Annotated in this window: 15 protein-coding genes; 4 read left to right on the top strand and 11 right to left on the bottom strand. The window is 70.4% G+C overall.

The genetic code is table 11. From position 1 onward, the window contains the following. Positions 1-151: 151 nt before the first annotated feature. Positions 152-718 carry a snapalysin family zinc-dependent metalloprotease gene (locus tag BAW75_RS29360; protein ID WP_064446896.1) on the top strand — a complete coding sequence of 189 codons (567 nt, stop codon included), beginning with the start codon at positions 152-154 and terminating at the stop codon, positions 716-718. Between the two features lie 27 nt (positions 719-745). On the opposite strand, the gene BAW75_RS29355 is transcribed toward BAW75_RS29360, so the two are convergent. The 5 genes from BAW75_RS29355 to BAW75_RS29335 all read right to left on the bottom strand — a co-directional run bounded on the left by BAW75_RS29355 (position 746) and on the right by BAW75_RS29335 (position 5,162). Next, a complete protein-coding gene (locus tag BAW75_RS29355; RefSeq protein ID WP_104115683.1) occupies positions 746-1,834 on the bottom strand; it encodes a hypothetical protein in 1,089 nt (362 codons plus the stop codon). Beyond that, complete coding sequence (locus tag BAW75_RS29350) at positions 1,831-3,195, bottom strand: hypothetical protein (RefSeq protein WP_244206310.1); 1,365 nt, start codon at positions 3,193-3,195, stop codon at positions 1,831-1,833. The genes BAW75_RS29355 and BAW75_RS29350 overlap by 4 nt, the downstream gene beginning before the upstream one ends. After that, positions 3,192-3,497, bottom strand: a complete 306-nt coding sequence (locus BAW75_RS29345; protein ID WP_043326275.1) for a DUF6403 family protein — start codon at positions 3,495-3,497, stop codon at positions 3,192-3,194. Before BAW75_RS29345 ends, BAW75_RS29350 begins: the two co-directional genes overlap by 4 nt. A gap of 47 nt (positions 3,498-3,544) precedes the next feature. Beyond that, complete coding sequence (locus tag BAW75_RS29340) at positions 3,545-3,793, bottom strand: hypothetical protein (RefSeq protein ID WP_104115682.1); 249 nt, start codon at positions 3,791-3,793, stop codon at positions 3,545-3,547. A gap of 76 nt (positions 3,794-3,869) precedes the next feature. Beyond that, positions 3,870-5,162: an AAA family ATPase gene (locus BAW75_RS29335; RefSeq protein ID WP_104115681.1), complete on the bottom strand. Its 1,293-nt coding sequence runs from the start codon at positions 5,160-5,162 to the stop codon at positions 3,870-3,872. Between the two features lie 73 nt (positions 5,163-5,235). Here BAW75_RS29335 and BAW75_RS29330 point away from each other — a divergent pair, with 73 nt between their 5' ends. After that, positions 5,236-5,763 (top strand): flavoprotein, encoded by a 528-nt coding sequence (locus BAW75_RS29330; RefSeq protein WP_104115680.1) that lies wholly within the window; start codon positions 5,236-5,238, stop codon positions 5,761-5,763. On the opposite strand, the gene BAW75_RS29325 is transcribed toward BAW75_RS29330, so the two are convergent. From BAW75_RS29325 to BAW75_RS29310, 4 genes are read right to left on the bottom strand one after another with little or no spacing between them, the layout of a single operon-like run. Next, positions 5,760-6,140, bottom strand: coding sequence for a GIY-YIG nuclease family protein (locus BAW75_RS29325; RefSeq protein ID WP_104115679.1), 381 nt, complete (start codon positions 6,138-6,140; stop codon positions 5,760-5,762). The genes BAW75_RS29330 and BAW75_RS29325 overlap by 4 nt on opposite strands. 19 nt (positions 6,141-6,159) lie before the next feature. Further along, positions 6,160-6,414, bottom strand: a complete 255-nt coding sequence (locus BAW75_RS29320) for a hypothetical protein (RefSeq protein ID WP_104115678.1) — start codon at positions 6,412-6,414, stop codon at positions 6,160-6,162. Further along, the gene (locus BAW75_RS29315; RefSeq protein ID WP_064446890.1) at positions 6,407-6,649 is read right to left on the bottom strand and encodes a DivIVA domain-containing protein; all 243 of its coding nucleotides are present in this window, start codon (positions 6,647-6,649) and stop codon (positions 6,407-6,409) included. Before BAW75_RS29315 ends, BAW75_RS29320 begins: the two co-directional genes overlap by 8 nt. Continuing rightward, positions 6,646-6,876, bottom strand: coding sequence for a hypothetical protein (locus tag BAW75_RS29310; RefSeq protein ID WP_069087551.1), 231 nt, complete (start codon positions 6,874-6,876; stop codon positions 6,646-6,648). The genes BAW75_RS29315 and BAW75_RS29310 overlap by 4 nt, the downstream gene beginning before the upstream one ends. 250 nt (positions 6,877-7,126) lie before the next feature. On the opposite strand from BAW75_RS29310, the gene BAW75_RS29305 reads away from it, so the two are divergent. Next, on the top strand, positions 7,127-8,383 hold the full coding sequence (locus tag BAW75_RS29305) for a helix-turn-helix transcriptional regulator (RefSeq protein ID WP_167435634.1): 1,257 nt from the start codon (positions 7,127-7,129) through the stop codon (positions 8,381-8,383). Here BAW75_RS29305 and BAW75_RS33535 read toward each other — a convergent pair. Further along, the gene (locus BAW75_RS33535; protein WP_420915052.1) at positions 8,372-8,653 is read right to left on the bottom strand and encodes a hypothetical protein; all 282 of its coding nucleotides are present in this window, start codon (positions 8,651-8,653) and stop codon (positions 8,372-8,374) included. The genes BAW75_RS29305 and BAW75_RS33535 overlap by 12 nt on opposite strands. A gap of 101 nt (positions 8,654-8,754) precedes the next feature. On the opposite strand from BAW75_RS33535, the gene BAW75_RS29295 reads away from it, so the two are divergent. Further along, positions 8,755-9,861, top strand: a complete 1,107-nt coding sequence (locus tag BAW75_RS29295) for a DNA cytosine methyltransferase (protein WP_104115675.1) — start codon at positions 8,755-8,757, stop codon at positions 9,859-9,861. Between the two features lie 12 nt (positions 9,862-9,873). Here BAW75_RS29295 and BAW75_RS29290 read toward each other — a convergent pair whose 3' ends face one another. Then, on the bottom strand, positions 9,874-10,752 hold the full coding sequence (locus BAW75_RS29290; RefSeq protein ID WP_104115684.1) for an NgoMIV family type II restriction endonuclease: 879 nt from the start codon (positions 10,750-10,752) through the stop codon (positions 9,874-9,876). Positions 10,753-11,119 lie beyond the last annotated feature (367 nt).

The following is an 11,119-nucleotide window of genomic DNA, read 5'->3' as shown; positions in this document are numbered from 1 at the left end:
GCGGGGACAGGTCACCAGCTCCGTGGTCCGCACGACAAGGGGTACGGATGATCGAGCCCGGTCAGTTCACCACCACGCTTGATATCGATGGATACCTATCTATAGGCTGGCGGCGTTCCGCTCACCCCCCCCATCCCAAGGAGTGTGAACCATGCGTAAGCCCAAGCTGTCCCGGATCCTCGCCACCCTCGCGGCCGCGACGCTGGCAGCGCTCGGCGCGGTAGCCGTCAACCCGGCTCCGGCCTCCGCCGCCGTCCGCAACGTCTGCTACAACATCAGCCAGGCCGGCCCGTTCGCCAACACGGCGGTGCAGGCGGCGGCGATCTGGAACAACTACACGAACAACATCAACATGGCCCAGTGCGGGTCCAACCTGCGGATCACCTACACCTACGGCGGCGGCTCGTACGCCCAGCGCACCAGCCTCGGCAACGGCCGCGTGGTGATCGACTACAACCAGGCCCAGCAGTACTCGGCACTGCGCATCATGACGCACGAGATCGGCCACATCCTCGGCCTGCCGGACAACTACAACGGCAACTGCGCCATCCTGATGTCCGGCGGCAGCGCCGGTACGAGCTGCACCAACCCGTACCCCAGCTCCGCCGAGGCCTCCCGGGTCGACTCGCTGTTCGGCTTCGCGGCCCGCAGCGCGACGCCCGCCCAGGTCTTCACCGGCAGCTGGCCGGCCGCCGCGACGGTGGGCGCCCAGCGCTGACGACGCAGTGACGACGGGGTCGGCGGGTCACCGCCGGCCCCGTCCGCGCGTCCGGCCCTTCCCCGGCGCGCCGGCCGCCGTCCGGCCCGGACGCCCGCCCGCCGACCTGCCGGCGCTCCCGGCCCGCGGCTTGTCCTGCTTGCGGCCACCCGCGCGATCGGCGCCCCGCCCGGACGCGGCGTCGTCGGCCAGAGCCGCCGCGCGGCGGTTCAGCTCCTCGACCCGCTCCCGGAGCCGGCGCAACGCCCCGGCGTCGTCGTCCACCTCGGACACCTCGTCGAGCAGGCCGACGTAGTCGGCGGCCAGCCGCCGGTGCGCCGGCGCGGCCGGACCGGCGTACCCGTCCAGGTCGATGATCTGCTGGGCGAGCACAGCGGTGGCGGCGCCGAGCGCGGCCCGTTCGTCGGCGCGCGCGTCCCGCCCGGCCCGGCGCGCGTCGGCCAGGCGACCGGCCCGGCGACCGCCGAACCAGAGCACCGCCGCGCCGGCCACCACGCCGGTCACCGCGCCACCGGCCAGCAGGTACCGGGGCAGCGACGGGCTGATGGTACGAGCGCCGTCCGGCACCAGACCGGCCCGGACCAGCCGGTCGTAGTTGAGCACGATCACCTTCAGCGCCTCGACCGGCCGGTCCACGAACGCGTCGGCGCCCCGGCCGATGGTGGTCTCGGCGACCACGGCCCGGCCGAGGTCCTTGGCGCCGTCGCCACCGAGCCGGGAGCAGCCGTAGGTGTCCCAGTCCTCGCCGTCGCGGCTCATCGCCAGCACCAGCGTGCCCTGGGCGGCGCGCTTCGTGTCGGCGCACGCCTCGCGCAGGTCGGCGCCCGGCTCCATGATCAGCACCACCAGCCGCCGGTTGCCGATGACCCGCTCGGCGGCGGCCCGGTCCAGGTCCACCCCGGGAGCGGCGTAGACCGACGAGACGCGCACCTGCCGCGCGACCGGCCCGTCCAGGATGCCGCCGGACCACAGCGCCCAGCCGGCCAGCGCCAGGCAGGCGAGCGTCGCCCGGCCGAAGGCGGTGCCGACCAGGCGGCCGAGCAGCCGGCGCGGACCGGTCGCCGCCGCGCCGCGACGCGCGGGCGTCCGCGCGGGCCGGGTCGCGACGCCGCTCACGACAGCCTCGCCCGCAGGTAGACGTCCGGCCGGTAGCCGGGCATCCGCACGTCCCGGGCCACGTCGTCCAGCTCGGCCGCCGCGTCGGCCAGCAATTCGCGTACGTGCCGGTCGGGCAACCCTTCGCCCAGCGCGTCCCGGGCCGCCCGCAACCGGCCCACGCCCCGCACCAGCGCCGGGTCGGTGCGGGCGTCGGTGAGCAGCGACAGCTCCACCGCCAGCGCGGAGAGCCCGGCCAGCCGGGCCGGCGTACCGCCCGGACCGACGTCGGCCGGACGGCGACCGCTGCCCCGCACGGTACGGATCGACAGCGCCACGAAACCGGCCACGCAGGCGGCGAAGATCCAGGGCAACGCCGGCAGCGCCACCCGCAGCGGGTCGAACGGCCGGTACGGCAGCGGACGGTCGAACAGCCCCGCGTACCGCACGTCGGTCACCTGGCCCAGGTACGTGGCGAGCACGTTCTGCTGCGGGTAGGCGTACCGGCCGAGCCGGCTGCCGAACTGGGCGTAGAAGCTCGCGCCGGCCACCTCGGCGAACTCCGCCGCACTCGGACCGTGGTACTCGATCCAGTCGCCGTACATCACCAGGAGCGGCTGATCCGGGGCGAGCCGGTGCAGCGCCGGCCCGTACGCGGGCAGCGGCTCCCCGTACGGCTGCGCGGGCAGCACCACGAACCAGGCCCCGTCCGGGAACGCGCTGCTCGCCGCCTTCTCCGGCAGCTTGGTCAGCGTGGCGCCGGGGCCCACGTACCGGCCGGTGGCGCGCAACGCGGCCACCATCGGGGCCAGCTCCGGACCGGTCGGTTCCCGCCAGCGCAGGTCGTCGCGGTCCGGCGGGGTCGGCTGGTCGTGCAGCGTCGCCAGCAGCGTGAGCAGCGAGCTGGTCACGTCACGGGTGGCGAACCGGGCCCGCCAGCCCGGCAGGTCGTCCGGCGAAGCCACGTAGAGCCCTCCGCTGACCTCGGTGCCGACGATCCGGATCTCGGCGTTCTCCACGTCCTTGACCCGGCGGCGTTCCGCCTCGTCCAGACCGGGCGGGGCGACCAGGATCCGGGTGCCCCGGTCACCGATGGCCGCCCGTACCCGCTGCTCGTCCCAGCGCGCGACCGCCCCGGGCAGCCGCACCACGGGTTCGGCCGCGACCAGCGCCGTCATCTCCTCGACCGACGGCACGCTCGCGTCGCTCAGCTCCCCGGCCGACCCCTCCTGCGGCAGCGCGCCCGCCGACGGGGACCGCCCGTAGCTGACCTCCACGCTCTGCCGCTGCGCCCCCAGGAACACCACGAGCACTGCCGCCGCGGCGGCCAGCAGCGACCAGCGCACCAGCTCCCGGCGCACCGGCAGCTTCGGCGCGGTCACCGGCCGGCCCGCCACAGCTCGTCGGCCCGGCGGGCGTGCTCGGCCGCGGCCCGGGCCGCGTCGGCGCCGCCCCGGGCGGCGGCGAGCATCTCGGCCCGGGCCAGCAGCCGCTCCGCCTCCGGCACCGCCGTCGGGGACGCGTCCCGGCTCACGGTGGCGTCGTGGATCGCCGCCCGCGCCGAGGACCAGGCGACGCGCCGGCCCTGCGCGCGGGCGCGTCGCCGGGGCAGCAACGCGGCGAGGAACCCGGCCGCCAGGGCCACCACGCCCCCACCCAGCCAGGGCAGCACACTCGCGGTCATGATCCCTTCCTAACGCACCGCCGCCAGCGGCGCGCGCCGAGGTACGCCTACGACGACGAATAGCCCTCGTTGAACCCCTCGATGAACCCGCCCGCGAACCCGGACGCGACACAGCCGGCACAGCAGAGGATCACCAGCAGCGCCGGCACCGCCACCCACAGGACGATCGCCCACCTGTTCGTCGGCTGCTCCGGCTGCGGCGCGTACGCCTGCGGCGGGTACTGCGGCGGCGGATACTGCTGCTGGTACGGATCCGGCTGGTACGGATCCTGCTGATACGGGTCGTGAGGGTACATCCGGCCATCGTGCCCACCGCCCTCCACCGCCCGGAAGATCCGTTCGGTTCGCCGGACATGCCACGACGGCCCGTCGTCACGCCCGGTGCGCGTCCAGATGGGTGAGCACCGTCTGGTTGGCCTCCCAGCCGTCCGGGAACTTCACCGGCACGTCCAGGTGCACCCGCTCGGTCGACGGGTACGCGTCGAGCAGCTCACCGATCCCGGCCCGGGCCACCACCACGCAGGCGTGCCGGTGCCGCGACGCCAGCACGCACAGCCTCCCCGACTCCAGGTGGAACGCGGTCGCGTCCCGCCGGCCGGAGAGCGGGTGCAGCACTATCGTCACGTCGTACTCCCGGCCCTGGAGCCGGTTGGCGGTGTCCACGGTGATGCCCGCCCCGGCCGTGCCCAGCCGGGACCGGATGGCCGCGACCTGGTCGCGGTGCGCGGCCCCGACGGCGATCCGGTCCGCGGTGACCGGCGCGCCGCCCGGCGCTGCTTCGCTCACCGCGACCGCGCCGCGCGCCAGCACCCGCAGCGCCAGCTCCGCGCAGGCCGCGGCGGCTTCGGCATCGGTACGCACGGTGTGCCGGGCCGGCAGCTCGTGCAACGCCCAGCCGGTCGCGGCGGCCACCTCCACCGAGGCGTCGTAGGCGTCCCCCGGACCGGGCTCGGTGAACGTCAGCACCCGGTCGGCCGGACCGGTGCCGGCGCGGAACCCGGTGAACGGGTAGAACGCGGCGGACACCACGGGCGCGGCCGAGTCGGGCAGCCGCCACGACACGGGCAGCCGGTGCACCGGCAACTCCGGGTTGTGCCGCAGCAGCGTGGCCACCGCCGACTGCATCGGATCCCAGGTCAGCCCGGTCCAGCGGAACGTCTCCACAGTGGAGAACGGATCGAGCTGCCCGGGATCGCCGACGAACAGGGCCCGCTCGAACCGCCCGGCCACGCGCAGCAGCGCGTCCGCGCGCATCTGGTACGCCTCGTCGACGATCGCCCACGGCCAGCTTCCCTCGGTGACGGTGGCCCACTTGGCCGCCGTACCGATGGTCACCGCCGGCCCGCCCAGGTCGGCGACCTTCGCCGCGACCCGGACCGCCGGATGCCCGGTTACCCGCTCGGTGGGCCGGTAGTCGGTCGCGGAGAGCCGCCCGACGCGCAGGTCCGGGGCCTTTCGGCCGAGCCGGTCGATGAGGTCGTCCACCTGCTCGTTGGTCTGCGCCACGATCATCAGCGGGTCGCCGGTGGCGGCGATCTCGACCGCGGCGCGGACCACGAGGGTGGACTTCCCGGCGCCCGGCGGCGAGTCCACCACGACGCCGCGGTGCGCCCCCTCCCGGAGGTCCCGCAGCACCCGTTGGATCACCAGCTCCGCTTCGTGCAAGGAAGGGCCCCCTTTTAACGTCTCCGGTAGAGGCGGGGCCCCTTCTTAACACGCGCAGGGTAAGACTGCGGGCATGAGTCAAGCGCCGGTGCTCTACCTCATCGTCTGCGCCGCTCCCCCGGCCCAGCGGATCGGCGAACTCGTCGAGCTGCTCATGGCCGACGGGTGGCGAGTGTGTCTGATCGCCACGCCGATCGCTGCGAGCTGGCTCGACTGTGACGCACTCGCCGACCAGACCGGATATCCGGTGCGGGCGCAGTGGCGCCGCCCCGGCGACCCCGAGCCGCACCCTCCGGCCGACGTCGCTGCGGTCGTGCCCGCCACGTTCAACACGCTTAACAAGTGGGCGACCGGCGCGAGCGACACACTTGTCCTGGGCATCCTCAACGAGCTGCTCGGCTCCGGCCTGCCGATCCAGGTGTTTCCCCGGGTCAAAGCCGTGCTTACCGCGCATCCGGCATACCAGCCGAACCTGGAGCGGCTGCGTGAGGCGGGGGTGGTGGTGCACGACGGGGACGTACTGCGGACGCCGGAAGAGATGTCGCCGAACCGATGGGCTGTGGTGGTGGACGCGCTGCGCGCGACGCGATCCGACACCTAGTGGGGCCGGGGCACCTGGCGGTTGAAGCGGGGACGCAACGCCAGGACCAGCGCGTCCTTCGTACCCTCGGGGTGGTCGGTCTCCAGCCAGCGGACCTCGCGCCGCCCCAGCCACCCGGCGATGTCGTCGCGGGTCGCGGCGCGGCCGGGCGTGTCGAGGAGCTGGCCGACCTGGTCGTGCAGCACCGACGAGTCGCGGTTGCCGGTGAGGTGCTGCCGCAGCCGGGAGCGCAGGTTGCCGGTGTAGCCGACGTAGACCACCACGCCACCGTCGAGCACCAGGTGCACGCCGGGCGCGGCCGGCGCGTCGGCGACGACCGCCATCGTGTACGGGCGGGGCGACGTGAACTCGGCGAGTAGTTCTTCGGTGTCCAGCACGGCGGGGACGGTACCGGCGTCAGCGCGGCTCCGTCGCCCCGCACGACCCGCCGTGACCGTTCCGCAGCCCACAGCGTCCACCCTCGGGCAACCGCTGATCGCACCAGACCCGGTGCCGCAGGTGCTGTGCGTCCTCCTCGCTGAGCGTGGTCTCGCCGAAATCGACGGCATCCAGGTGCCCGAGCGACCGGGCGAGCGCTGCGGCCAGGTCGGCGGCGGCGTCCCGGCTGGTCAGCGTGGTCGGCAGGTGGATGATCCAGCGCGGCTCAGTCATCGTGGCCGCGTCGCCGGCACCCGTTGTGGCGGGATTGCCACTGCCGCAACGCCTGACGGACCCGCTCCGACTCGGTGCGCGCGGTGGTCAGCTCCCGGTGCAACCGGTCCATCTCGTCGGCGACTCGGCACAGGTAGTCGTGCACCTGCGCCGGGTCCAGCCCGCGCCAGCGGGTGTCGAAGACCGCGCTGCGCACCTGGTACGCCTGCACCCGCTCCCCGGTCACGTAGATCACGACGCCACCATCCCGGCCGCCACGGCCTCGTCGGGCAGCCCGGCCGCGGCGAGCGTCGCCCTCCCCCACCGGGCCAGCCGGCAGGGGTACGGGACGCGCTCGCTGCGACACAGCGGTCCCTGCGGCCAGTGCTCGGGAACGTGGACGCGCACGGCCAGCGCGGCGACGAGCAGATCCTCGTCGGTGACGGGGGTGAGGACGGGGAAGTCGGCGAGTACTGCGGACATCGGCTGGCGCCTCCGGGTCGGTTCTCGTGGAGTGGCACCGGAGCGGGCGGGGACGGCGGGAGCCGCGATCGGGGGACGCGGTGCCACCGGAGCCCGGCACCCGCCCCGGGCCATGCGTCCAGCCTCACGCCAGGCAGAAAGAGAGGCCACAGCGTCGAAGACGCCCGTATGGCGCAGAAATGAGGCATCCAGCAACCCGCGAGATTGACGGGTTGTGACTACATTGACGACGGAACGGAGGGAGGCCCGCGTGGCCCTCAAGCGGCAACGGCTCTGCCAGCGGCGAAAAGCTCTCGGGTACAGCCAGGAGCGCCTGGCCGACATCCTGGGTGTGGAGCGGTCCACCGTGGTGAGGTGGGAGAACGCCGAGACCGATCCGCACCCGTGGCATCGAACCCGCATCGCCTTCGCGTTGAGCGTTACGCTCGACCAGGTCGATGACATGCTCGCCGACGTGTCAGTGGTCAGGCGCCGAGGACAGGCTATGGGAGACGCGACAAAGGGCTACGACGCCAGCGGTGCAGACGCCGCACGGTCAGACCTCCTGAGCGGCCTGCGGGGTTTTCTGACCGACTACCTCGCTCTGCCGGCCCGACCGGTTCAGTCCTCCGCCCAGCTCCGACGCTCCGTGAGCCGCGTCCACACCCTTTATCAACAAGCCAGCTACTCGACCGCCGCCCGTCTGCTGCCAGATGTGCTGTGTCAGGCAGTCGAGTTGTCCCGCCGAACGTCCGGCGCTCATCAAAGAGACGCCTTCCGGCTTCTTGCCGTTGCCTATATCGCAGCCGCCAAGCTCGCGGCCAAGGTCGGCGACGGCGAGACCGCCCTTTTGAGTGCGGACCGAGCAGCCACCGCAGCGCGACTCAGCGATGATCAGGCTCTCGTCGCGATCTCTGCCTATCAGGCTGCCTGCGGTCTGATACAAATGCCGACCCGGGCCGCCGAGGCCGAGAGGATCACACACACCAGCATAGATCGTCTGGCTACGTACGGTCACAAGTGCAATCCTGATCTGATCTCCGCCCGTGGTGCGCTGTTGCTCCTGGCCGCCCTCCTGTCCGCAGGGCAGGGAAACATCAAGGACTCTGCGCAGCACCTCTCGCAGGCGGAAGGGCTGGCCACAGAGCTGGGCACAGAACAGAACCGGCTGTGGACAGCCTTCGGCCGGACCAACGTCGCCATCCACTCCGTCTCGGCCGCAGTCCGCGCCAGGAAAGCAGCTCACGCGCTGGAGATCGGAGAGCGCATCGACACGTCTCGCCTGCCCACCGCCGTTGTCGGACGACGCGCTGGGGTGCACGTCGATCTGGCGACGGCCGTCTTCATCGCCTCGGCGGACAGGTCCACGGCGGTGCTGCACCTCCTTGAAGCCGAGCGGGTTGCCGCGGAGGCGGTGCATGCGAACGTGCAAGCGCGAACACTCCTGCTCGACCTCATGACCGAGGACAAACGAGCCGCGACCCCGGGTCTGCGCCCGCTGGCGTCGCGGGCAGGACTACTTGCCTGAGACAACCTGCCAGCCGAGGCGCCGACAATGCAGAGAGGGCTGTACCCAGTGCCAGTGCCACATCCTGGCAACGGTGTGGTGCTGCCCACATCCATGCCTGAAGCAGCCGTCGAGGAAGACAGCCATCCGAACACGTGGGAGGACAAGGTCCACGGTACGACGCAGAGAAAGTATGGGGTGTCGGCCTACGAAATACCTCAGTGCCAACGCATGTAAGGCGCGACGTAGGGCGAGCTCCGGCTTGTTCTCACGGCCTCTGGCGCCCTGCATCGCCTTGCGGACCCCGTGCGGCGACGCCCACGACTCGTCAGACATGTGTTCGACACTCCTTGGGCGTGCCCCCCGACATCTCAACGATGAGGAGCTCTAGCATGGTGCAGGTGAGCGACCAGCCAAGCGTGATCGACCTGTTCGCAGGTTGCGGCGGCATGACCGTCGGCTTCCACCGTGAGGGCTTCCGATCTGTGATGGCGGTCGAGTGGGATCGGGCGGCCGCCTCTACCTACGCGGCGAACTTCGGCGAGGCACACACGCGGTGGACCGACATCGCCGAGGTGCGGGAGGACGAGATCCCCCAAGCGGACGTCATCATCGGTGGACCCCCATGCCAAGGGTTCTCCAACCTCGGCAGCAAGGACGTCGAAGACCCCCGTAACAAGCTGTGGAAGGAGTACCTCCGCTTCGTCGTGACTGCCCGCCCGCAGGTCTTCGTCATCGAGAACGTCGAGCGCTTCTCCCGCACCAGCGAGTTCCAGCTCCTGCTCGCGGAGGCAGACCACGGCATGATCAAGGACTACACCCTGACGACCGGGGTCCTACTTGCCGCGAACTACGGAGTGGCCCAGCGGCGGCCTCGAACGATCGTCATCGGCTCCCGAGTCGGCGCGATCCCGCTGCCGGACGCAACTCATGACAAGAACCCCACAGGAAATCTGAAGCCGTGGGAGACGGTGCGGAGCCGTATCGCCGGGCTCGATGAGCGGCCGGCGACGACCGAGCTGCCCGAGACGATGACCGAATACTTCGGCCACCGGATCCGCGGAGTGTTCAAGGGCAGTGAAATCCACTTCGGCCGCAAACCAACCGACCTGTCGCTCGCGCGGTACGACCACGTCCCTCCCGGGGGCGGTCGCTTCGACTTGCCGGACCACCTGCTATCGCGATGCTGGCGGGAGAAGAAGTCTGGAACGACCGATGTCATGGGCCGGATGCGGTGGGATGCACCGTCGCTGACTATTCGGACCGAGTTCTTCAAGCCGGAGAAGGGTCAGTACCTGCACCCCCAGTGGGACCCCGAGGATCCCCAACGTCGAGTCAACCGGGTGATCACTCACTATGAGGCGTCCCTTTTGCAGGACTTCCCCAAGGACTACCTCTGGTGCGGCTCGAAAACCGAGATTGCAAAGCAGATCGGCAACGCTGTCCCTTCCGGTTTGGCTGCTGCCATCGCCAAGCAAATCAAGGGACGCCTTTCCTGATGCAGGTTCTCGTTAGCCCGAGACGAGTACCTCAGCGAGTTCTCTGTAGGGTCGCAAGCGCTTCATGGCCACCATCTCCTCCCAGCCGTCAGCCTGACTCGTCAGGTGCCTACTCTGCCCCCTGAGAAGGTGGAGAGCTTCATCGATCTCGTCGTACAAGAGGTGGTAGATGGCGTCGATTTCACCGGTGCCTCTCGCAATCGAGATGATCCGACTCGGCAATGGCTCGGCCGTAACGACCACTAGATGAGGAAGCCTGCCCCGGCGGTTCCGTACCAGGGTGCCGAACTCCACTCGGATGTTCTGCACCCTGTCTGATCTAATCGTAAGTTTCGATGAAAGCGCCGCGTGGAGCATATAGGGCTGCGTGCCAGCCCAGTGGCTCGGCACGCCGACCATCACGTCGGTTGAGACTTGGTAGTCCCGTCCCACCGTTGTCTTGAGTGTCGACTCCTCCTCAAATAGTTTCTGCAACCGCGCGAGATGCTCGTACTGGGCGAACTGTCGAGCATCTCCGCTTCTCGTGACGTACCACCTCTTACGCCCAGAGGCATCGCCATCCCCCGGCACCCTACTGTAGAGGGATTCCTCGATGTCACGCCGGAGGCCCTCCTCCAGAGCAGTTCCTGCGGCTGGGATCCTCTTAAGCTTCTCGCCATCGCCTTCATTTCGGCTCGCTTCAAGCGCACCGATATCAAAATCAGTTCTCCGACTAGTTGGAATGCCGAGGATGCGATATGCCTCACCGGCAATCAGAGTGCTCGATGAGCCGGAAAGATCGGCGAGGTTTGGCCCATACGGGAGGCCGAAGGCCTTTTGGCAAAGCTCAGCGGTCTTCGCCGTGGCCTTCTTCCATCCGAGCTTCTCCGCAAACCAGGCAGGTGCTGACATGTCGATCAAGGTACCGAGCAAACGAACCAGATGGAAGCCTAATACGCCATGTCTTGCTACCCCAACTAGCCAGCGCCATCCCGATGCTCCTATGGAGGTCCAGGGTCGGGGGTCAAGCCCCGGACACGTTGGGGCTGATCATCGTGGTCGTGGTCACCGCAGCGTCGATCACCGACAACGCGATCGGGATCAACTGCTCGACGAGGTCGCCGGCCATGCCCCGAGTCGACCCCTGCCTGGATCGGCCCGGGCTTCGTACAGGATTTCGCCGTGCATGGCGCGGTCCTGGGCATCAACATCGAGGGCGTCAAGCGTCCGACACCGCGCCCGGGTTCGTGCCGGTCAAGAAGCGGTGGCTCGCCGAGCG

The sequence above is a fragment of the Micromonospora chalcea genome, from assembly GCF_002926165.1.
GTDB lineage: Bacteria > Actinomycetota > Actinomycetes > Mycobacteriales > Micromonosporaceae > Micromonospora > Micromonospora chalcea.
Note: the sequence above shows the minus strand (reverse complement) of the source record. Positions and strands in the feature narration are given on the sequence as shown.

Bases quoted from the DNA above. Each gene is read 5' to 3' on its own strand.
- BAW75_RS29295 (WP_104115675.1), top strand. From the start codon at position 8,755: ATGGTGCAGGTGAGCGACCAGCCAAGCGTGATCGACCTGTTCGCAGGT.
- BAW75_RS29320 (WP_104115678.1), bottom strand. From the start codon at position 6,414: ATGACTGAGCCGCGCTGGATCATCCACCTGCCGACCACGCTGACCAGC.
- BAW75_RS29360 (WP_064446896.1), top strand. From the start codon at position 152: ATGCGTAAGCCCAAGCTGTCCCGGATCCTCGCCACCCTCGCGGCCGCG.
- BAW75_RS29330 (WP_104115680.1), top strand. From the start codon at position 5,236: ATGAGTCAAGCGCCGGTGCTCTACCTCATCGTCTGCGCCGCTCCCCCG.
- BAW75_RS29310 (WP_069087551.1), bottom strand. From the start codon at position 6,876: ATGTCCGCAGTACTCGCCGACTTCCCCGTCCTCACCCCCGTCACCGAC.
- BAW75_RS29340 (WP_104115682.1), bottom strand. From the start codon at position 3,793: ATGTACCCTCACGACCCGTATCAGCAGGATCCGTACCAGCCGGATCCG.
- BAW75_RS29290 (WP_104115684.1), bottom strand. From the start codon at position 10,752: ATGTCAGCACCTGCCTGGTTTGCGGAGAAGCTCGGATGGAAGAAGGCC.
- BAW75_RS33535 (WP_420915052.1), bottom strand. From the start codon at position 8,653: ATGCAGGGCGCCAGAGGCCGTGAGAACAAGCCGGAGCTCGCCCTACGT.
- BAW75_RS29345 (WP_043326275.1), bottom strand. From the start codon at position 3,497: ATGACCGCGAGTGTGCTGCCCTGGCTGGGTGGGGGCGTGGTGGCCCTG.